This is a genomic window from Kocuria nitroreducens (assembly GCF_042879195.1).
GTDB lineage: Bacteria > Actinomycetota > Actinomycetes > Actinomycetales > Micrococcaceae > Kocuria > Kocuria nitroreducens.
On sequence record NZ_JBHZTC010000004.1, the window covers coordinates 15211 to 35505 of the forward strand.

The following is a 20295-nucleotide window of genomic DNA, read 5'->3' on the forward strand; positions in this document are numbered from 1 at the left end:
GGGTCAGCCCGCCGTCGTGAGGCGCAGCTGCATCGAGTCCACGTCCTCCGCGAGGGCCGGTTCGACGCTCAGCCGGGCCTGGAAGCGGGCGACGAGGTCGTCCAGCTGCTCCCGGTCGAGCCCGGCCCGCAGGGACAGCACGACGGCGAGCTCGGGGCCCGCCCCGCCGCCCCGGACGACCGTCCCATCCACGGTGCGCACGGCCACCCCGTCCCCGGGGGCCGTCCCCACCCCGAGCACCCCGGGCAGGTCCTGGGCGCAGCGCCGGACCGCCGCCTCGACCGCCGGGCTGCGGTAGGAGGGCGTCCAGGACCTGCCCCGCGCCAGCGCCCAGAGGGCCGGGCGGCGCACGACGAATGGGAGAGCCGCGCCGGGGTCGAGCACGAGCAGCTGGGTGCCGTCCTTGACCGCCGCCACGGCCGCCCGCCGGACGTCCGTGGCCACCGGACGTGCCTGGTCGTGCCAGTCGGCGAGCGCCGCCGTGGAGCTGAAGACCGGCAGCACCTGCCGGCCGTCCGCGGCCCGCAGGGACACGAGCGCCATGTCGGCCTCCTTGTCGGCCACGAGCCCTGCCCCGGTCACGGTCGAGGCGGAGACCTCGGCCACGACGGGCACGAAGACCCGGGTCCCGGCGAACGCGGCGACCACGGAGGACTCGTCCCCCGTCCCCGCGCGCAGGTCCTGGAGGGCCTGGAGCACGGCCGGGGCAGCGGCGCCGTCGTCGTCGGGGAAGCGGTGGGTGTGGCTGGTGCCCTCCCCCAGTGTGCGCCCGGCCCAGGCCTGGCCGCCGGTGTCCTCCGTGCCGCCCGCGCCCGCGAGCTGGGCGGCGATGTGCTCCGGGAGGGGCCGGTCCGTCACCGCGCTCCCGGCCGGCCCGCCACGTCGAGGGCCTCCTCGAGGGTGAACCGGCCCGCGTAGAGGGCCTTGCCCACGATCGCGCCCTCGACGCCGGAGGGCACGAGGGTGCGCAGGGCCGCGAGGTCGTCGAGGGAGGAGATGCCACCAGAGGCGACCACGGGCTTGTCGGTGCGGGTCGCGACCTCCTGCAGCAGCTCGAGGTTGGGGCCCTTGAGGGTGCCGTCCTTGGTGACGTCGGTGACCACGTAGCGGGCGCAGCCGTGGTCCTCGAGGCGGTCCAGGACCTCCCAGAGGTCCCCGCCGTCCTCGGTCCAGCCGCGGGCGGCGAGGACGGTGCCCCGCACGTCGAGGCCCACCGCGATGACGTCGCCGTGCTCGGCGATGACCTTCTGCGTCCACTCGGGGTTCTCGAGGGCCGCGGTGCCCAGGTTGATCCGGGCGGGGTCCAGGGACAGTGCCCGCTCCAGCGAGGCGTCGTCGCGGATGCCGCCGGACATCTCGACCTGCAGCTTCAGTTCGGCGGCGACGCGGCGGAGCACGTCGATGTTGTCGCCGCGGCCGAAGGCGGCGTCGAGGTCCACGAGGTGGATCCACTCGGCGCCGGCCTCCTGCCACGCGAGAGCCGCCTCGAGCGGGTCGCCGTACCCGGTCTCGGAGCCGGCCTCGCCCTGGACCAGGCGCACGGCCTGGCCGTCCGCGACGTCGACGGCGGGCAGCAGCTGGAGGCGGGGGGTCTCGCTCAGGGACATGGGGTCTCTCTTCTCGGGGTTCGGGGTCTCGGACAGGAGGGAAGGGCTCAGCGGCCCTGGAACCAGGCGTACCCGCCGTAGCCGATCAGGCCCGCGGCCGTCACGGCCAGGAGCACGACCGTCCAGGATGGCATGCGCTGCTGGTGGAACGAGATGGCGCCGCCGGCGACGAAGGCCCCGAGCACCATGATGACGACGGCTCCGCTCACGCGTCGCCCTGGCTCTCCAGGGTCGGACGGCCGGCCAGGGTGTCCCCGCCCAGGGGGTCACCGGCCTTGAGGTGGTCGAGGCGTCCCGTGCGCGGCAGGGTGCCGAGCCAGTTGCGCAGCAGCTGGATGCCGGCCTCGGAGGACTTCTCCGGGTGGAACTGCGTGGCGCACAGGGCGCCGTTCTCCACGGCCGCGATGAAGCGCCCGCCGTGCTCGGACCAGGTGACCTGCGGCGGCTGCATCTTCTGGATGCTCTGCGGGAAGTCCCACTCCTGCACCCCGTAGGAGTGCACGAAGTAGAACCGCTGGTCCTCGATGCCCCGGAACAGGACGCTGCCCGCGGGCGGCTCGACCGTGTTCCAGCCCATGTGCGGGACCACGTCGGCCTTCAGCCGTTCGACCACCCCGGGCCACTCACCCATGCCCTCGGTCTCCTGGCCGTGCTCCACCCCGGAGTCGAAAAGGACCTGCAGGCCCACGCAGATGCCCAGCACGGGACGGCCGCCGGCCAGGCGGCGACCGATGAGGCGCAGCCCGTCGACGGAGCGCAGTCCGTCCATCACGGCGGCGAACGCGCCCACACCGGGGACCACGAGGCCGTCGGCGTCGAGCACCGCCTCCGGGTCGGCGCTGAGCACCACGTCCGCGCCGGCGGCCTCGAGGGCGCGCACGGCCGAGCGCACGTTGCCGGCGCCGTAGTCGAGGACGGTGACGGTGGGCCTCGTGCCGCCGTCGGTCGTGGCGGTGCCGTCGGTGCTCACAGGGCCCCCTTCGTGGACGGGATCCCGCGGACGCGGGGATCGGGCTCCACGGCCTGGCGGAGGGCGCGGGCCACGGCCTTGAACTGGGCCTCGGCGATGTGGTGCGGGTCCCGGCCGGCCAGCAGCGTGACGTGCAGGCAGATCCCGGCGTGGTGGGCCAGGGCCTCGAAGACGTGCTGGACCATGGAGCCGGTGAAGTGCCCGCCGATGAGGTGGTACTGCTGCCCCTCCGGCTCGCCGGTGTGCACCGCGTAGGGCCGGCCGGAGATGTCGACCACGGCGTTGGCCAGGGCCTCGTCCAGCGGGACGGTGGCCTCGCCGAAGCGGCGGATCCCCGCCTTCTCGCCCAGCGCCTGGCGCAGGGCGTCCCCGAGCACGATCGCCGTGTCCTCGACGGTGTGGTGGACGTCGATGTGGGTGTCCCCGGTCGCCCGGATCCGCATGTCGATCAGCGAGTGCTTCGACAGCGCGGTCAGCATGTGGTCGTAGAACGGCACGGAGGTGTCGATGTCGTTCTCGCCGGTGCCGTCGAGGTCTATCTCGACGGACACCGCGGACTCGCTCGTGCGCCGCTCGAGTGCGGCGCGGCGGGGCGCACGGGGGCCGGTGGTGGTCTGGTCGCTCATTCGGTGGGAACTCCTCGCGGGCGCGGCACGGCCGTCGGCGGGCCGCGGGTGGTCCGGGCCGGGCCGCGCGGCGGCGCCGCGGGCCCGGTGGTGGTGGTCTGCTTCCATGCTAACCGGGTCGGGGGGACCCGGTCCCCGGGCTCCTCAGCGGCCGGAGACGATCCGTTCCATGCTGGTCAGGAACGCGGTGGTCTCCGCCTCGGTGCCGGCGGTGACGCGCAGGTGGCCGGGGATCCCGACGTCCCGCACGAGCACTCCGTCCTCGAGCAGCGCCTCCCACACGGCCCGGGAGTTCTCCATGCCGCCGAAGAAGACGAAGTTCGAGTCGGACTCGGCGGGCTCGAGCCCGAGCCGCTTGAGCTCGTCGACGATCCGGTCGCGCTGCATCTTGATGTCCTCAACGTTGGCCAGCAGCGACCCCGAGTGGCGCAGCGCCGCCAGGGCCGTGGCCTGGGTGACGGCCGAGAGGTGGTACGGCAGCCGGACGAGGCGCACGGCGTCGGCGACCTCGGGCGCCGCCGCGAAGTAGCCCAGGCGGGCACCGGCGAGCGCGAACGCCTTGCTCATGGTGCGGGAGACGACCAGGCGGGGCCGGCCCTCGACCAGCGTGAGCGCGGTGGGGGTGCCGCCGTGGGAGAACTCGGCGTAGGCCTCGTCGACCACCACGACCGTGCGGAACTCCTCCCCCGCCTCGTACACGGCGGTGACCACGTCCGCGCCCAGCGCCGTGCCCGTCGGGTTGTTGGGCGAGCAGAGGAAGACGACGTCCGGGCGGTGCCGGCGCACCTGCTCGGCCGCGGACTCCGCGGACAGGTCGAAGTCCGCGGCGCGCGCCCCCGCGACGAAGCCGGTGTGCGTCCCGGAGGCCAGCAACGGATACATCGAGTAGGTGGGGACGAAGGTGAGCAGGGTGCGGCCGGGGCCGCCGAAGGCCTGCAGGATCTGCTGCAGGATCTCGTTGGAGCCGTTGGCCGCCCACAGGTTCGCTGGACCGAGCCCGTGGCCGAGGTACGCGGCGAGCTCCGCGCGGAGGGCGGTGAATTCGCGGTCCGGATACCGGTTGAGGGTCCAGGCCGTCTCGGTGACCTCCCGGACGATCGCCGCGTGCACGTCCGCCGGGACCGGATGGGTGTTCTCGTTGGTGTTGAGGGCCACGTCGACGTCGAGCTGCGGGGCGCCGTACGGCGTCTTGCCGCGCAGGTCGTCGCGGAGCGGGAGGGCGTTGAGTCGGTCCAGGTTCTGCGTCACCCGAACAGTTTAGTGCTCCGCCCGGATGCCCCGGTCCAGGGGCCTGTCCGGTCTCCTGCTCCGTCCCTCTGTTCCGGTCCGCTGCTCCAGCGCGGTGCTCCGGCCTCCTGGACCGGACACCTGCACGACGGCGCCGTGTCCGGGTGGACCGTTCAGGCGGCCGGGACCTCGAGGAGCTGTCCGGCCACGAGCACCGAGCTGTCCAGGTCGTTGAGCTCCACGATCTCGTCCATGACGTCCCGGGGGTCGCGGTCCGGGTCGGCGGCCACGGCGAGCTCCCACAGGCTCTGGCCGGGGAACACGGTGGTCTGCTCGGTCCCGGAGCCCAGGACGGGGTCGCTCGTGGCGGTGGCCGTGGAGGGGACGAGGAAGATCACGGCCAGCACGACCAGGGCGGCGGAGCCGGCGAGGACGGGCAGCCCCAGGAACACGAGCCGGCCGCGGCGGGTCAGGGTCAGCGGGGTGCTGGAGCCGGAGCGCCCGGGGCGGGCTCGCCGGAGCGCACGGCCGAGGCCGCGGGCGGCTCCTGCGGACTCGCGGCGGCGGGCGACGACGGAGCTGAGGGTGGCACTGGCACTCATGACATGAACTCCTTGACGTTCCCGCACGGAGCGGGCGATCTCGAACACCGGTCCGGTCGACGGCCTCTGCGGGCCCTTCATTCGATCGAACATACTTTCGAATACCGATGACCCATGTCTAGCACGTGTCTGCGAAGGCTGTCGACACCGGGTCGTACATATGTTTGAACACTCATGGCGTGTCGCCTAGGCTGAGAACAGGTTCGGGCCTCCGGCCGGCGCGCGCTGTGAACCCCCGGCGCTTTCCGACCGGGACTTATCGAACCACCCGGGTCCGACATCGGAACCGGCACCGCGCAGACCGGCGGCACCAGCAGCCGGACGGGAAAGGACGACGCTCCCATGGCCCAGCCCCCCGCCCCCGAGGAGCCCCGCGCCCGGGGCGCCCGCCCCGGGGCGCGCTCGCGCAGCCGCGGGCTCAGCGTGCGTCAGCGCACCATTCTAGAGGCCATCCAGCGCTCCATCGCCGAGCACGGCTACCCGCCGTCCATGCGGGAGATCGGGGACCTTGTGGGCCTGGCCTCGCTCTCCAGCGTCACCCACCAGCTCTCCCAGCTCGAGAAGCTGGGCTATCTGCGCCGCGACCCCAAGCGCCCGCGTGCCATGGAGGTGCTCACTCCCCTGCAGCTGCGCGGGACCGCCGGGGCGGAGTCCGCCGAGCCGTCGCGCGAGGTCGTGACGGCTCCGGCCGGCCGCACCCCGCACCCCGCCGCCCACGACGCCGTGGCCGAGCTGTCCACCTCGGCGGACGTGACGATGGTTCCCCTGGTCGGCCACATCGCCGCGGGCGGGCCGATCACGGCCGAGCAGTCCGTCGAGGACGTCCTGGCGCTGCCCCGCCAGCTGGTCGGGCACGGCGAGCTGTTCATGCTGCGCGTCAAGGGGGACTCGATGATCGACGCCGCGATCTGCGACGGCGACTGGGTGGTGGTGCGCCGGCAGAGCGCCGCCGACAACGGCGACATCGTGGCGGCCCTGCTCGACGACGAGGCCACGGTCAAGACCTTCCGCCAGCGGGACGGCCATACCTGGCTGCTGCCGCAGAACACGCGCTACGAGCCCATCCTCGGCGACCACGCCACCGTGATGGGCAAGGTCGTCTCGGTGCTGCGCAGCCTCTGACCCGCCGCACGCCCCGGCACCGGGCCCTCCGCCGCCGCCGGGGGGCCCGGTGCCGTCCGGGCCCGGTGCCGCCGGGGCGTCGGCCTCGTCCGGGTCCGGCGCGGGTCGGGACGCGCTCCGGGCGACCGCGTTGCGGGCTCAGCCCACGGAGAGCCGCTGCAGCGCCCCGAGCACCACCGAGCGGTCCGTGGTGGTCCACAGCGGCGGCAGGGACCCGCGGAGGAACCCGCCGTAGCGTGCGGTCGCGATCCGGGAGTCCAGGATGGCCACGACGCCCCGGTCGCCGCCCGCGCGGATGAGCCGCCCGGCCCCCTGGGCGAGCCGCACGGCCGCGTGCGTCGCGGAGACGGACATGAACCCGTTGCCACCGGCCCGCTCCGCGGCGCGGCTGCGGGCGCTGGCCAGCGGGTCGTCCGGTCGAGGGAAGGGGATGCGGTCGATCATCACGAGCCGGCACGAGGCCCCGGGGACGTCGACGCCCTGCCACAGGCTCATCGTGCCGAACAGGCTCGTGGACGGGTCGTCGGTGAACTCCTGGACGAGTCCCGCGAGCGTGGAGTCCCCCTGGCACAGGATCGGCAGGTCGGTGCGCCCGCGCAGGGCCTCGGCCGCCTCCTCCGCCGCCCGGCGGGAGGAGAAGAGCCCCAGGGCCCCGCCCTTGGACGACTCCAGCAGGGCCAGCATCTCGTCCAGCTGGGCCTCCGAGAGCCGGCGGCCGGGCTTCTCCAGGTGCTCGGCGAGGTAGAGGATGCCCTGCCTCGGGTAGTCGAACGGGCTGCCGACGTCCACGCCCTCCCAGCGCGGAGCGCCCTCGCCCCGCAGGCCGAGGGCACCTGCGGCGGAGTCGAAGGACGAGCCGACGGACAGGGTGGCCGAGGTGAGGACCACGGTGCGCCCGTCGAAGAGCCCCTCCCGCAGGGTGCCGGCCACGCTGAGCGGCGCCACGTGCAGGGTCGCCGGGTCGCCGTCCTCCGCGGGCACGTAGCCGCGGCCGGTCTCCCAGCCGCCCTGCCGGGAGATCCACAGCACCTCGCGGTGCTCCTCGGCGGCAAGGATCCGTTCGGCCAGGTCGAGGACGTCGCTCACCCGGGAGCGGGCCATCTGCCGGCCGGCGTCCCCGTCCTTCTCCCCGGCGCCGGCCTTGGACTCGGTCATGACGGTGCGGGCGGCGTCCCGGATCTGGGCCACGGCCGCCGCCTGGGCGTCCCCGAGGCCGCGGTGCAGCAGCTCGGCGGGAGCGCCCATCAGAGCGGCCTCGAGATGGGCGGCACCGGCGGTGAGGGAGTCGGGGTTCGCGGAGGTGTGCTTGCGCGCGGACGCGGCGGCCGAGCGCACCATGGCCGCGGAGAGCTGGCCGGTGACGGCGCCCGTGACCCGGTCCTGGAACTCGTGGGCCTCGTCGATGACCACGACGTCGTGCTCGGGCAGGACGGTGATGCCCTCGAACGCGTTGATCGCGAGCAGGGCGTGGTTGGTGATGACGATGTCGGCCTCGCCGGCCCGCTGCTTGGCGAGCTCGGCGAAGCAGTCCTCGACCAGCGGGCAGCTGCGGCCCAGGCACTCCTTGGCCGTGACCGACACCTGGCGCCAGGCGCGGTCGCTGACCCCCGGGAGCACCTCGTCCCGGTCCCCGGTCCCGGTCTCGCGCGCCCACTCCCGCAGGCGCTGCACCTCCTGGCCCAGCCGCCCGGTGTTCTCGGTGGCCTCGGGCTGCGGTGCGCCGGGGTGCGGGGCGGCGTCGGGCAGCGCGAAGAGCGCACCGGGCTCATCGTCGGACGGGTAGCCGCCCTCGATCTTGTGCAGGCACGCGTAGTTGCTGCGGCCCTTGAGCAGGGCCACGTCCACGTCGCGCTCGAGCTCGCCCGCGAGCGCGGCCAGCAGGCGCGGTACGTCCCGGCCCACGATCTGTGACTGCAGCGCGAGCGTCGCGGTGGCCACGATCACCGGCTTGTCCGCGCGCTGGGCGTGCCCGACGAGCGGCGCCAGGTACGCGAGGGACTTGCCGGTGCCGGTCCCCGCCTGGACCAGCAGGTGCCGGCCCCGGTCCAGGGCCTCGGCGACCTTGGCGGTCATCAGCCGCTGGCCGTCCCGGACCTGCCCGCCCATCGCGGTCACGGCGGTGTCCAGCAGGGCCAGGGCGTCCTCCGCTCCGGGCAGGGTCTCCGGGCGCAGGCCCGAGACGTCCTGCCCGGACTCGTCCACGAATGCGGCGGCCACGCGCTCAGGCGCTCTCGGCGCCGAAGCCGGGGGCGTGCTCGGGGGCGAACTCCGCGAGCTCGGCCGCGAGGTCCTCGCGGACCTTCACGAGCAGGTGGGTGCCTTCGGGCAGGTGCTCGGTGCGCAGGATCTCCGCGTCCCAGTCGTGCAGCCGGCTCACCACGTCGCCGCGCTGGTACGGGACCACCAGGTCCAGCACCGTCTCGGGGCGCGGGATGGACTCGCTGATCCGCTGCCGGAGCTCCTCGATGCCCTCCCCCGTGCGGGCCGAGACCACCACGACGTTGCGCTCGCGCTGCTTGATCCGCTCGACCACGAAGGGGTCGGCGGCGTCCACCTTGTTCAGGGCGATGATCTCGGGGATGTTCTGGGCGTCGATGTCCGTGAACACCTGGCGCACCGCGCGGATCTGCCCTTCCGGGTCCGGGTGGGAGGCGTCCACCACGTGCAGGATGAGGTCGGCGTCGGCGACCTCCTCCAGGGTGGAGCGGAAGGCCTCGACGAGCTGCGTGGGCAGCGAGCGGACGAAGCCGACCGTGTCCGAGAGCGTGTAGCCGATGCCGTCCGGCGTCTGGGCGCGGCGGACCGTGGGGTCCAGGGTGGCGAACAGGGCGTTCTCCACGAGCACCCCGGCGTCCGTGAGCCGGTTCAGCAGCGAGGATTTGCCCGCGTTGGTGTACCCGGCGATCGCCACGGACGGCACGGAGTGGCGGCGGCGGTTGAGCCGCTTGGTCTCCCGGGCCGGTTTCATGGCGGCGATCTCGCGCCGCAGCTTGGCCATGCGGGTGCGGATGCGACGGCGGTCCAGCTCGATCTTCGTCTCACCGGGGCCGCGGGAGCCGATGCCCTCACCGGCGGCGGCGCGACCGCCGGCCTGGCGGGACAGGGACTCGCCCCAGCCGCGCAGGCGCGGGAGCAGGTACTCGAGCTGGGCGAGCTCGACCTGGGCCTTGCCCTCCTTGGACTTGGCGTGCTGGGCGAAGATGTCGAGGATCAGACCCGTGCGGTCGATGACCTTGACCTTCACGACGTCCTCCAGCCCGCGCCGCTGGGAGGGGGCGAGCTCGGAGTCGACGACGACGGTGTCCGCGCCGGTCGCGGCGACGATGTCCCGCAGCTCCTTGGCCTTGCCCGAGCCCAGGTACGTGGCCGGGTCCGGCTTGAGCCGGCGCTGGACGATGCCGTCGAGCACCTCGGAGCCCGCGGTCTCGGCGAGAGCGGCCAGTTCGCGCAGGGAGTTCTCGGCCTCGGCGAGCGTGCCCTCCGTCCACAGCCCGGCCAGCACCACGCGCTCCAGGCGCAGCTGGCGGTACTCGAGCTCGGTGACGTCCTCTAGCTCGGTGGACAGGCCTGCGACGCGGCGCAGGGCGCGGCGCTCCTCGAGGTCCTGCTGGTCGCCGTCGTGGACGCTGTGCCCGTCCTCGGGGGCGGCGAGCTCGCGGGCCCGGCCGGAGAACCGGCCCGGCGTCGCGGAGCCGTCCTCGGGGGCGGTGTCCTGCCCGGCGGCCTGCTCCCGGGCGCGAGCTCGGGACAGCACGCGCTCGACGACGTCCTCCAGGTCCTGCCGGCTCAGGCCGTTCCCGGGCTCCGCGGCAGTGCGGGGCTCGGCAGGGGTTTCGCGGGGGTGGGTCATGGTTCCTTTCGGACGAGATGCTGATCGGTACATTCTAGTGGCGGGGCCGGACGTCACGGGCGGGAGGGCACCGGATCCCGGTGCGGGACCGGCCCGCGCTGTCGGTAGCATGGGGCGCTATGGCACCGCGTCCCGACTCCCCCGATCCCGTGGCCGGCCCGGCGGCCCCGAACCCGGAAACCGAGCACTACTTCTCCGAGGACCCCTCGGCACCCGAGGTGCGGCGGTCCGTGGCCGTGACCCTGCGGGGACGGGAGGTCGTGCTGCAGACCTCCAACGGAGTGTTCAGCCCGCGGGGCCTCGACAAGGGAACGTCCGTGCTGCTGGAAAATGTTCCCGACCCCGCCGGGGCGGAGCTCCTGGACATCGGCTGCGGCTGGGGTCCGATCGCCCTCAGCCTCGCCGCGTCCGCCCCGGAGGCCCGGGTCACGGCCGTGGACGTCAACGAGCGCTCGCTGAGGCTCACCCGGGACAACGCCCTGGCCCTGGGCCTGGCTAACGTGGAGGCGTTGCTCCCGGAACAGGTGCCCGCCGAGCGGCGGTTCGACACCATCTGGTCCAATCCGCCTGTCCGGATCGGCAAGCAGCAGCTGCACGAGCTGCTCCTCCGGTGGCTGCCGCGGCTGGCCGACGACGGCGCGGCGTGGCTGGTGGTGCAGAAGAACCTCGGCGCGGACTCGCTGCAGAAGTGGCTCGGCACCGCCCTGGGCAGCGGCTTCGGGGTCTCCCGGCACACGACCGACAAGGGGTTCCGGGTCCTGCTCGTCGAGCGGCGGGGCTGAGCGCCGGGGCGGCACGACCGCACCGGAGGGGTAGGGCGGGACCGGAGGTGCCGGACCGGGTCTGGGCGGCCGGGCCGAACCTGGGCGGCCGGGCCGCGGGCCTCAGACGAAGGTGCCGTCGGCCACCAGCACGGCCGGTCCGGCCAGCACCACGTGCTCGGCGCCGTCGGGCGCGGGGACGAACGTCACGGAGACGATCCCGCCGGGGACCTGCACGAGCCACTGGTCGGGCGCCGTGGCGCCGCCCCAGAAGCGGGTCGCGGCCGCCGCGGCGCACGCGCCGGTCCCGCAGGACTGCGTCTCGCCCACGCCGCGCTCGTGCACGCGCATCCGCACCCGGCCCACGCCGTCGTCGTCGCCGTCGGCGGGGACCACGAACTCGACGTTGGTCCCGTCCTGGGGCTCCGGGCGCACGACGGGAGCGGTGTGCAGCCCGAGCTGGTCGAGCTTCTCCCCCTCCGCGAGCGCCACGACGGTGTGCGGGTTGCCCATGCCGATGGACAGCGCGGGGCGGGGGACCTTGAGCCCCTCGGCCGTCACGACGGCGTCCGAGCCGCGCCCGCGGGCCGCGTCCCCGTCGAGGAAGGTCCACGGCCCCATGTCCACGGCGTAGCCCGAGTCGGTGCGGGCCACGGTCTTCACCCCGGCACGGGTGCCGATGCGCAGCACCTCCCCCTCGGGGACCTCTGCGAGGCCCCGCTGGACCAGGTAGTGGACGAACACCCGGACGCCGTTGCCGCACATCTCGGCGACAGAGCCGTCGTTGTTGCGGTAGTCCATGAACCACTCGGCGTCCGGTACCGCCTCCAGGACGGCACGCCCCTCGGGAATCGCCTCGGAGCGCACGGCGCGGATCAGCCCGTCGCCCCCGATCCCCCGGTGGCGGTCGCACACCAGGGTCACCAGCTCGGCGTCCAGAGCCAGCTCCGCGTGCGGGTCGGTCAGCAGCACGAAGTCGTTGCCGGTGCCGTGGCCCTTCGTGAAGCGGCGTCCCCGCAGCGCCCCCCAGGGGCCGGAGGCGTCGTCCGGGGCGGGGGCGGGACGGGTGGTCAGGGACTGTGCGGACGTCACCCGGTCATGATACGCGCCCCGCCCGGCCGCACGGTGCCGCACAGGTGGTCACATCCTTCCTCCGGCGCCGGTGCCCCCGCTAGCCTGGGGACACGCCGGCGGGGCGCCGCGCGGAGGTCGTGGGGACGGGGAGCGCCGGGTGGACGCACGGAGCAGGGACCGGGCACGGGGCGGTCGGACCGCCTCTCCGGGTGGCCTCCGGCGTCCGGGTGCCACCACGGTCCTGTGGCTGCACCGGACCGGGCACCTCCTGACCAGCGTCCTGGCAGGATGGGGCGTCTACCATCTCGTCCTCGAGGAGGTCGACGACGACGGGCGCCTGGCCTGGGCCTTCCTGCCCATCTGGGTGCTGTGCGCCTACGTGCTGCTGCCCCGGCTCAACCGGGTGCTCACCGGCATCTACGTCCCCGGCTACTTCATCGGCCGGGCCCGGACGGCGGACGGCCTGCTGGGTGACCCGATCAACGTGGCGGTGATCGGCACCCCGGCCCGCTTGTCCGCCGCGATGCTCGGTGCCGGTTGGACGGCGGCGGATCCGCTGACCGTGGCGACCGGCTGGCGCATCGTCCGAGCGTCGCTGCTGCGCCGCAGCTATCCGGCGGCGCCCGTGAGCCCGCTCTTCGCCTTTGGGCGGAAGCAGTCGCTGGCCTTTGAGCGCGAGGTGGCGGGCAGCCCCGCCCGGCGCCACCACGTGCGGTTCTGGACCTGTCCGCCGGAGTGGCGGCTGCCCGGGGGCGTCGTCGTCGACCTCGTGGGCGCGGCGAGCTACGACCGGCGGGTGGGGCTGTCCCTGTTCACCTTGCAGGTGACGCACAAGATCGCCGAGAACACCGACGGGGAGCGTGATCTCGTCGTGTCCGCGCTGCGGTCGCAAGGTGCCCCGGTGGAGGTCCTCCGGCACTTCTCGACGGGCTACCACGCCCGCAACGGCGGCGGTGACGCCATCGAGACGGACGGTGACCTGCCCGTCGTGGACGTGCGGCCGGGCCCGCTTCCGGAGCACCCGGGGAGCGTGCCCGATGGACGCTGAGGACCGCCCCGACCCGGCACAGCGCGAGGGGACCGCCGAGCGGTACCGGCGGCTGTTCGGCTCGGGTGCCACCACCGAGCGGACGGTGTTCTTCAGCGACGCCGTGTTCGCGATCGCGATGACGCTGCTGGTGCTCGAGCTGATCCTCCCCGCGGATCTGGACCCGGCTCAGCTGGACGCCGCCCTGCGGGCGCACCTGTCGCCGTTCCTTGCCTACGTCCTGAGCTTCGCGGTCATCGGCACGGCATGGATGAGCCACCACCGGCGGTTCACCGTCATCCGCCGCTACGACCGGCGCCTGCAGTGGCTGAATCTGCTGTCGCTGTTCTTCGTCGCGCTACTGCCGATGCCCACGAGCCTGCTCAGCGACTACGGCGGAGGCAGCTCGCCGTGGCCGGTGGCGCTGTACGCCGCGGTGACGGCGGCCGTCTACGCCTCCTTGAACCTGCTGTGGGCTCACGCGTGGCACGCCGGTCTGATGGCGCCCGTGGTCGACGCGGCCCTGTATCGCTACGTGCTGCGGGCGCTCCTGCCCGCGCCGGTGGTCTTCGCCCTGAGCGTTCCGGTGGCGTTCTGGGATCCCGGGATCGCGACCTGGACCTGGGGGCTGATCGTGCCGGCGGCGGCCGCGGACCGGTGGTGGCTGCGTCGCGCCACCCGGGACTGAACGTCAGCCCGCCTCCGGGGAGTCCGGCTCGGCCGCCGCCCGCTCGACGATTCCCACGGCATGCTCCACGACACGGGGCCCGGACGGGTCCAGCCAGTGCACCCGGGGGTCCGCGCGGAACCAGGTCAGCTGGCGGCGGGCGAAGCGGCGGGTGGCCACCACGGTGGCCTCGACCGCCTGCTCCACGGTGGCCCGGCCGTCCACCACGTCGAGGAACTGCCCGTAGCCCAGAGCCCGGGAGGCCGTGCGCCCCTCGCGCAGCCCACGGGCCGCCAGCGCGCGCACCTCGGCCTCCAGGCCGGCCTCGACCATCGCCCCGACCCGCTGCTCGAGCCGGGCGTGCAGGTCGGCGCGCTCGACGTCCAGGCCGATCTGCACCGTGGGCTCCACGTGCTCGCGGCGGGGCATGAACGAGGTGAACGGGCGGCCGGTCAGCTCCCACACCTCCAGGGCGCGCACCAGCCGCCGCTCGTCCTGCAGCCGGGCGGCGGACTCGGGGTCCACCTGCCGCAGCCGCTCCCGCAGGGCACCGGGGCCCTGTTCCACGAGCTCGACCTCGATCCGGGCCCGCACCGCGGGGTCGGTGCCGGGGAGCTCGAGCACGTCCAGGGCCGCGCGCACGTAGAGCCCCGAGCCGCCCACCAGGACGGGGACGCGGCCCCGGGACCGGATCCGGGCGAAGGACGCCCGGGCGGCGCGCTGGAAGTCCGCGACCGAGGCCTCCTCGGTGACGTCGAGGACGTCGAGGAGGTGGTGAGGCACCCCGCGCCGCTCCTGCGCCGTCGCCTTGGCCGTGCCGATGTCCATCCCGCGGTAGAACTGCATGGAGTCGGCGTTGACCACCTCCCCGCCCAGCCGCAGCGCGAGCTCGACGCCCAGCGCGGTCTTGCCGGTGCCCGTCGGCCCGACGACGGCGACGACGGGCAGGTCCGCAGGAGTCACCGGACGGGCAGGACGGGCATGCCCAGGCTCACCGGTCCGGGCCCGGTGGCGCCCGGGGCGGCGGGTACGCCGCAGGAGGCGGCCTGGCGGCGGTCCCAGGCGTCACCGGCGCGCGAGCGCCGCAGCGCGTAGTCCTGCGGGGACCGGGGGTCGGCCACGAGGTGGTAGGCGGCGGCGCCGGTGACGACGACCGTCACGAAGTCGCCGGGCCGCGGGACCTCGGCGCCCTGCGGGACGGAGAAGTGCACGAGCCGCTGGTCCCGCGCACGGCCCGAGAGCCGGTGGGTCTGCTCGGACTTCTTGCCGGCCTCGGCGGTGACGAGCAGCTCGACCTGCCGGCCGACGACCGCCCGGTTCTCCTCCGCGGCGATCCGGTCCTGCAGCGCCACCAGCCGCTCGAAGCGCTCCTGCACCACGGCCTTCGGCACCTGGTCCGCCATCGCCCCCGCGGGGGTGCCGGGCCGGACGGAGTACTGGAACGTGAACGCCGAGGAGAAGCGGGAGGCGGCCACGACGTCGAGGGTGGCCTGGAAGTCCTCCTCGGTCTCGCCCGGGAAGCCCACGATGATGTCCGTGGTGATCGCGGCCTCCGGGATGCGCTCGCGGACGGTGTCCAGGATGCCGAGGAAACGCTTCGAGCGGTACGAGCGCCGCATCTCCTTCAGGATCCGGTCGGACCCGGACTGCAGGGGCATGTGCAGCTGCGGCATGACGTTCGGGGTCTCCGCCATGGCGTCGATGACGTCGTCGGTGAACGCGGCCGGGTGCGGACTTGTGAAGCGCACGCGCTCCAGGTCCGCGATCTGCCCGCACGCGCGCAGCAGCTTCGCGAACGCGCCGCGGTCCCCGAACTCGACGCCGTAGGAGTTCACGTTCTGCCCCAAGAGCGTGACCTCGACCGCTCCGTCGTCGACGAGCGCCTGCACCTCGGCGAGCACCTCCCCAGGCCGGCGGTCCTTCTCCTTGCCGCGCAGGGAGGGGACGATGCAGAACGTGCAGGTGTTGTTGCAGCCCACGGAGATCGACACCCACCCGGAGTAGGCGCTGTCCCGCTTGGTGGGCAGCGTCGAGGGGAAGACCTCCAGGGCGTCGAGGATCTCGAGCTGTGCTTCGGCGTTGTGCCGCGCGCGCTCCAGCAGGGTGGGCAGGGAGCCGATGTTGTGCGTGCCGAAGACGACGTCGACCCACGGCGCCCGCTCGAGAATGGTGTCCTGGTCCTTCTGCGCCAGGCAGCCGCCGACGGCGATCTGCAGGTCCTGGTTGCGCTTCTTGGCGGGCACGAGCTGGCCGAGGTTGCCGTAGAGCCTGTTGTCGGCGTTCTCGCGCACGGCGCAGGTGTTGAACACCACCAGGTCCGGCTCGGCGCCGGCGGCGGGGACGTAGCCGGCGGCCTCGAGCAGACCCGTGATCCGCTCGGAGTCGTGGACGTTCATCTGGCACCCGAACGTGCGCACCTCGTAGGAGCGCGGGGCGGGTGCGGCGGAGGACGCGGTCGGGTCCGGGGAAAGGGCTGCGGGGGTCGACATCACCGGTCAATTGTACGGGCCTCCGGCCGCGCCCGTCCTGTCGACCCCGACGCCGCCCGCGCGGGCGTTCGGACACCGGCGCGCGGGCGGCCGGCACGGGCACGGCGCCGGCACCCGGGACCGGCGCCGCCGCCCACCTCCGGCGGGCCCGGTCCCGGGCTCACGAGGTGGCCGGGGTCTCCTCGCCGACCGCGGCGGACCCGGTCACGGGGTGCCCGGGTACTCCTCGCCGATCTTGTCGTCCCGGACCGCGGCACCGGAGCGCTCCTCGAGCTCCTCCTTCACGACGGCGAAGGCCAGCCCTGGCGGATAGCCCTTCCGGCCGAGCATTCCGACCAGCCGCCGCACGGCCTTGTCCCGCGCGGCGCGGTCCGTCAAGTCCAGTCCGGCGGGGAGCTTGCGGCGCACCAGCTCGGCGGCGTCCTCCCGCTCGTCCTCGTCGGTCCGCTGCTCGAGCGCCGACTCGGCGATCTCCCCCGTCACCCCGCGGGTGGCGAGCTCCCGCCGGATCGCGGAGCGGGAGAGCTTGCGGGCACTCGCCCGGGAGCGGACGTAGAGCTCCGCGTACTGGGCGTCGTCGACGAGGTCGACCTCCTCGAACCGGTCCAGCACCTCCCGGGCGACGTCCTCGGGGACGTTGCGGTCGGCGAGCTTGTCCTCGAGCTGCTTGCGGCTCTTCGCCGAGGCGGTGAGCTGGCGCAGGACGATCGCCCGGGCCACCTCCCGGGGGTCCTGCGCGGGGGACGACGACGCCGCCGGGCCCTCCGGCCCGCGGTGGCGGGCGGAGGACCGGCGGCGCCGGCGTGCGTACGGGCTCTCGGTCACGGACCGCTCAGAAGGCCGGGCCGGCGACCTCGGTGGGCAGCCCGGCCACGGGCGGCTCCTCCTCGGTCTCCTCGGCCGCCTCCTCGACGACACCGAGCTTCACCAGGATCCGGCGCTCGATCTCCTCGGCCAGTTCCGGGTTGTCCTTGAGGAACCGGCGCGAGTTCTCCTTGCCCTGTCCGAGCTGGTCGCCCTCGTAGGTGAACCACGCACCGGACTTCTTCACGATGCCGTGCTCCACGCCCATGTCGATGAGCCCGCCCTCGGTGGAGATGCCCTCCCCGTAGAGGATGTCGAACTCGGCCTGCTTGAAGGGCGGAGCCATCTTGTTCTTGACGATCTTGGCCCGGGTCCGGTTGCCCACCGGGTTGGCCCCGTCCTTGAGGGTCTCGATGCGGCGCACGTCCACGCGGACCGAGGCGTAGAACTTCAGCGCCTTGCCGCCGGTGGTCGTCTCGGGGCTGCCGAAGAACACCCCGATCTTCTCGCGCAGCTGGTTGATGAAGATCGCGGTGGTGTTCGAGTGGGAGAGCCGGCCGGTGATCTTGCGCAGCGCCTGGCTCATGAGGCGAGCCTGCAGACCCACGTGGCTGTCGCCCATCTCGCCCTCGATCTCGGCCTTGGGCACCAGGGCCGCCACCGAGTCGATCACGATGATGTCGATGGACCCTGAGCCCACGAGCATGTCCATGATCTCCAAGGCCTGCTCACCGGTGTCCGGCTGCGACACCAGCAGGCTGTCGGTGTCCACGCCGAGCTTCTCGGCGTAGGACGGGTCGAGAGCGTGCTCGGCGTCGATGAAGGCGGCGATGCCGCCGGCCTTCTGGACGTTGGCCACCGCGTGCAGGGCCACGGTCGTCTTGCCGGAGGACTCCGGGCCGTAGATCTCCACGACGCGCCCGCGGGGGAACCCGCCGATGCCCAGCGCGACGTCCATCGCGATGGAGCCGGTGGGGATGGTCTCGATCTTGGTCACCGGGCGGTCCCCCAGGCGCATGACCGATCCCTTGCCGTAGTTCTTGTCGATCTGCGCGAGCACGGTCTCGAGAGCCTTCTCGCGGTCGCTGCCGAACTGCTGGTCGGCGCTCTGCTTGTTGCTGCCCTTGGCTGCCATGGTCCACCTCGTGTTCGGGGGTTCCGCCGGTGCGGCAGGAACCGTTGCTGCTGGTCTTTTCGTGTTCCACGGTATCGCCGGCGTCGGACACCGTAAGGCTTCGCGCGGGGTCTGGGGAGGAGCGGGGAGCACCGTCCCGGGACGGGCCGGGCTGTGCAGTCCACACCACTGCTTCGAATATACCTTCGAAGCGTTCCCGGGTCCACGGGCACGCCGGGAACCCGGCGCGCGTCAGTCGCGGGGCGGGCGGTCCGCGCCCCACCAGCGGGACTCGGGGACGTCCTGCGCCCGGCAGAGGGCGAACCACACGGTCCGCGGGTCGACGCCGGCCTCGATGGCCTCGGCGGCCGTGCGGTGGCCGAGCTCCCCGAGCACCAGGTCCCGGGCCAGGACCTTGCTGTAGCCCGCACCGAACTCGTCGGCCATGAGCTGCCAGAAGCTGCTCAGCCTCATCCGCGTCCTCCTTCGTCGTGCTGCCGCCCGGGGCTCGTGCCCGTCCATCCTGCCATCCGCGCGGGCGGGCCGGCACAGGCCGGAGGGCCCGGCGGTCCTGGGACCGACGAGCCCTCCGGGACGTCGTGGACGGGCGGCAGGCCGCCCGGGCGGATCAGCGGGCGCCGGCCGCGGCGGCCTCGCCGCCGTTGACGCGGCCGAACTCCCGCGAGTACTGCTCGGTGAGATCGCTGGGCACCGTGTCCGGGACCAGCAGGCCCTCGGCGTAGGCCAGGCGGTCCGCGACCTCGCGCAGCATCTGGGACATCGGGATGTCGAGAGCGGCGCAGATCGACGCGAGCAGCTCGGAGGAGGCCTCCTTCTGGCCGCGCTCCACCTCGCTGAGGTAGCCGAGGGAGACGCGGGCGCTGTGGGAGACCTCTCGGAGGGTGCGTCCCTGGCGCTGGCGGACGCTGCGCAGTACCTCCCCGATCTCCTGGCGGAGTACACCCATCTTCATGTCCTTCGTCTCGGTGCTGTCGTCCTCGTCGAGTCCCACGTCCTTCCAACGGACGACGCCATTGACGGACACGGGTTGCTTGGTCATGTGAATCGCTTGTCTCCTCGTGTGTGCGGCAGCTTCACCGCCTGCTGCGGACGGTGCCCCGGCGCCGGCCGGTCGACATCTTGACTTCGATCGGCTCAACTCGAGCCTGCGATCATTGCTAACCTCGCTGATGATTCCATTCTTCCCCGCAGGGGGCAATTTTTCACTGTGAGTTGGCTGGGAGCGCCAGCGCGGCGGTGAGCCGTTCCAGGGCGGCGCGCACGGCGGCCGCCCGGATCCCGGCCCGGTCCCCGGCGGCGGCCAGCTCGTGGACGGCGGATCCGCCCGGTCCCGCGACGCCCACGAAGACCGTGCCCACAGGCTTGCCGTCGTGCGGCTCGGGGCCGGCGACGCCCGTCGTGGAGACGGCCCAGTCCGAGCCCAGGCGTCGGCGGGCGCCCTCCGCCATCGCGACCGCGACGTCCGGGTCGACCGAGCCCCGCTCGGCGAGCAGCCGGGCCGGGACACCGAGGACCTCGGTCTTGACCCGGTTCGAGTAGGACACAACCGCACCCTCGAAGCAGGCCGAGGCCCCCGGCACGTCGACGACGGCGGCGGCCAGCGCGCCCCCGGTGAGCGACTCCGCGGTCGCGATCGTGAGCGCCCGGCGGACGGCCTCCTCGACGAGCGCCCGGGCGGCCGGCTGCGGCTCCGTCACCCCGCGCCCCGCTCGGTCAGCGCCCGGCGGCGCAGCTGCACCGCCTTCACCACGTAGTCCACGCCGGTCACGACCGTGACCACGAGGGCCGCTCCCATGACGGTCCAGCCCAGCCACGGCCACCACGCGCCGACCAGCGGCACCAGCGGCAGCAGTAGGAGCAGGAGCGCGACGGTCTGCAGGACGGTCTTGAGCTTGCCGCCCTTCGAGGCGGCCATGACCCCGTAGCGGATCACGACGAAGCGCAGGAGAGTGATCCCCCACTCCCGGACGAGGATCACCACCGTCACCCACCACCACAGCTCGCCGAGCATCGAGAGCACCACGAACGCGGCACCGGTCAGCAGCTTGTCCGCGATGGGGTCGGCGATCTTGCCGAAGCTCGTGATCAGACCGCGCGCCCGGGCGATGTCGCCGTCGAGCTTGTCCGTGTACATCGCGACGGCGAAGACCGCCAGGGCGGTCCACCGCATGGCCAGGGAGTCCTCGCCCTGGGTGCCTCCCGCCCACAGGAACCAGACGAAGAAGGGCACGAGGACGATGCGCAGGGCGGTCAGCGCGTTCGGCAGGTTGAGGTTGGACGCCGGGTCCGCGGGGCTCATCGGGTGCTCGCTTCCTGGTGGGGTGGGGCGGGGTC

Annotated in this window: 22 protein-coding genes; 4 read left to right on the plus strand and 18 right to left on the minus strand. The window is 73.6% G+C overall.

Annotated elements, in window-relative coordinates:
• Positions 1–3: 3 nt before the first annotated feature.
• The 7 genes from ACFYE1_RS03355 to ACFYE1_RS03385 form a co-directional block, all read right to left on the minus strand.
• Positions 4–858: an SseB family protein gene (locus tag ACFYE1_RS03355; RefSeq protein ID WP_387739941.1), complete on the minus strand. Its 855-nt coding sequence runs from the start codon at positions 856–858 to the stop codon at positions 4–6.
• Positions 855–1607, minus strand: a complete 753-nt coding sequence (gene priA / locus ACFYE1_RS03360; RefSeq protein WP_387739942.1) for a bifunctional 1-(5-phosphoribosyl)-5-((5-phosphoribosylamino)methylideneamino)imidazole-4-carboxamide isomerase/phosphoribosylanthranilate isomerase PriA — start codon at positions 1605–1607, stop codon at positions 855–857. Before priA ends, ACFYE1_RS03355 begins: the two co-directional genes overlap by 4 nt.
• Positions 1608–1654: 47 nt before the next feature.
• Positions 1655–1816 carry a hypothetical protein gene (locus ACFYE1_RS03365; protein WP_387739944.1) on the minus strand — a complete coding sequence of 54 codons (162 nt, stop codon included), beginning with the start codon at positions 1814–1816 and terminating at the stop codon, positions 1655–1657.
• Complete coding sequence (hisH, locus tag ACFYE1_RS03370; RefSeq protein WP_387739946.1) at positions 1813–2577, minus strand: imidazole glycerol phosphate synthase subunit HisH; 765 nt, start codon at positions 2575–2577, stop codon at positions 1813–1815. Before hisH ends, ACFYE1_RS03365 begins: the two co-directional genes overlap by 4 nt.
• The gene (hisB, locus tag ACFYE1_RS03375; RefSeq protein ID WP_387739949.1) at positions 2574–3203 is read right to left on the minus strand and encodes an imidazoleglycerol-phosphate dehydratase HisB; all 630 of its coding nucleotides are present in this window, start codon (positions 3201–3203) and stop codon (positions 2574–2576) included. The genes hisH and hisB overlap by 4 nt, the downstream gene beginning before the upstream one ends.
• 144 nt (positions 3204–3347) lie before the next feature.
• Complete coding sequence (locus ACFYE1_RS03380; RefSeq protein ID WP_387739950.1) at positions 3348–4451, minus strand: histidinol-phosphate transaminase; 1104 nt, start codon at positions 4449–4451, stop codon at positions 3348–3350.
• A 152-nt stretch (positions 4452–4603) separates the two neighbouring features.
• A complete protein-coding gene (locus ACFYE1_RS03385) occupies positions 4604–5032 on the minus strand; it encodes a LysM peptidoglycan-binding domain-containing protein (protein ID WP_387739952.1) in 429 nt (142 codons plus the stop codon).
• Between the two features lie 423 nt (positions 5033–5455).
• On the opposite strand from ACFYE1_RS03385, the gene lexA reads away from it, so the two are divergent.
• The gene (gene lexA / locus ACFYE1_RS03390; protein WP_387740239.1) at positions 5456–6154 is read left to right on the plus strand and encodes a transcriptional repressor LexA; all 699 of its coding nucleotides are present in this window, start codon (positions 5456–5458) and stop codon (positions 6152–6154) included.
• Between the two features lie 138 nt (positions 6155–6292).
• Here the strand turns inward: lexA and ACFYE1_RS03395 are convergent, their stop codons facing one another.
• Together ACFYE1_RS03395 and hflX are read right to left on the minus strand one after the other, a co-directional pair.
• Positions 6293–8371: an ATP-dependent DNA helicase gene (locus tag ACFYE1_RS03395; protein ID WP_387739953.1), complete on the minus strand. Its 2079-nt coding sequence runs from the start codon at positions 8369–8371 to the stop codon at positions 6293–6295.
• A 4-nt stretch (positions 8372–8375) separates the two neighbouring features.
• Positions 8376–10004: a GTPase HflX gene (hflX, locus tag ACFYE1_RS03400; RefSeq protein ID WP_387739955.1), complete on the minus strand. Its 1629-nt coding sequence runs from the start codon at positions 10002–10004 to the stop codon at positions 8376–8378.
• A 119-nt stretch (positions 10005–10123) separates the two neighbouring features.
• Here hflX and ACFYE1_RS03405 point away from each other — a divergent pair, with 119 nt between their 5' ends.
• Positions 10124–10786 carry a class I SAM-dependent methyltransferase gene (locus tag ACFYE1_RS03405; protein ID WP_387739958.1) on the plus strand — a complete coding sequence of 221 codons (663 nt, stop codon included), beginning with the start codon at positions 10124–10126 and terminating at the stop codon, positions 10784–10786.
• A gap of 102 nt (positions 10787–10888) precedes the next feature.
• On the opposite strand, the gene dapF is transcribed toward ACFYE1_RS03405, so the two are convergent.
• The gene (gene dapF / locus ACFYE1_RS03410) at positions 10889–11839 is read right to left on the minus strand and encodes a diaminopimelate epimerase (protein WP_387740242.1); all 951 of its coding nucleotides are present in this window, start codon (positions 11837–11839) and stop codon (positions 10889–10891) included.
• A gap of 157 nt (positions 11840–11996) precedes the next feature.
• Here dapF and ACFYE1_RS03415 point away from each other — a divergent pair, with 157 nt between their 5' ends.
• Both ACFYE1_RS03415 and ACFYE1_RS03420 read left to right on the plus strand, forming a co-directional pair.
• On the plus strand, positions 11997–12887 hold the full coding sequence (locus tag ACFYE1_RS03415) for an LssY C-terminal domain-containing protein (RefSeq protein ID WP_387739961.1): 891 nt from the start codon (positions 11997–11999) through the stop codon (positions 12885–12887).
• Positions 12877–13554, plus strand: a complete 678-nt coding sequence (locus ACFYE1_RS03420; RefSeq protein ID WP_387739963.1) for a TMEM175 family protein — start codon at positions 12877–12879, stop codon at positions 13552–13554. Before ACFYE1_RS03415 ends, ACFYE1_RS03420 begins: the two co-directional genes overlap by 11 nt.
• A 3-nt stretch (positions 13555–13557) precedes the next feature.
• On the opposite strand, the gene miaA is transcribed toward ACFYE1_RS03420, so the two are convergent.
• From miaA to pgsA, 8 genes are all read right to left on the minus strand, one after another.
• Entirely contained in the window at positions 13558–14496 is a 939-nt protein-coding gene (miaA, locus tag ACFYE1_RS03425) for a tRNA (adenosine(37)-N6)-dimethylallyltransferase MiaA (RefSeq protein ID WP_387739965.1), read from the minus strand.
• Positions 14493–16022 carry a tRNA (N6-isopentenyl adenosine(37)-C2)-methylthiotransferase MiaB gene (gene miaB, locus ACFYE1_RS03430; RefSeq protein WP_387739966.1) on the minus strand — a complete coding sequence of 510 codons (1530 nt, stop codon included), beginning with the start codon at positions 16020–16022 and terminating at the stop codon, positions 14493–14495. The genes miaA and miaB overlap by 4 nt, the downstream gene beginning before the upstream one ends.
• Positions 16023–16226: 204 nt before the next feature.
• Entirely contained in the window at positions 16227–16847 is a 621-nt protein-coding gene (locus ACFYE1_RS03435; RefSeq protein WP_387739968.1) for a regulatory protein RecX, read from the minus strand.
• A gap of 7 nt (positions 16848–16854) precedes the next feature.
• Positions 16855–17961, minus strand: a complete 1107-nt coding sequence (gene recA / locus ACFYE1_RS03440; RefSeq protein WP_387739970.1) for a recombinase RecA — start codon at positions 17959–17961, stop codon at positions 16855–16857.
• Positions 17962–18192: 231 nt separating this feature from the next.
• Positions 18193–18414: a DUF3046 domain-containing protein gene (locus tag ACFYE1_RS03445; RefSeq protein WP_387739972.1), complete on the minus strand. Its 222-nt coding sequence runs from the start codon at positions 18412–18414 to the stop codon at positions 18193–18195.
• Between the two features lie 154 nt (positions 18415–18568).
• Positions 18569–19000 carry a helix-turn-helix domain-containing protein gene (locus tag ACFYE1_RS03450; RefSeq protein ID WP_017832912.1) on the minus strand — a complete coding sequence of 144 codons (432 nt, stop codon included), beginning with the start codon at positions 18998–19000 and terminating at the stop codon, positions 18569–18571.
• Positions 19001–19163: 163 nt separating this feature from the next.
• A complete protein-coding gene (locus ACFYE1_RS03455; protein ID WP_387739974.1) occupies positions 19164–19658 on the minus strand; it encodes a CinA family protein in 495 nt (164 codons plus the stop codon).
• A complete protein-coding gene (gene pgsA / locus ACFYE1_RS03460; RefSeq protein ID WP_387739975.1) occupies positions 19655–20260 on the minus strand; it encodes a CDP-diacylglycerol--glycerol-3-phosphate 3-phosphatidyltransferase in 606 nt (201 codons plus the stop codon). Before pgsA ends, ACFYE1_RS03455 begins: the two co-directional genes overlap by 4 nt.
• Positions 20261–20295 lie beyond the last annotated feature (35 nt).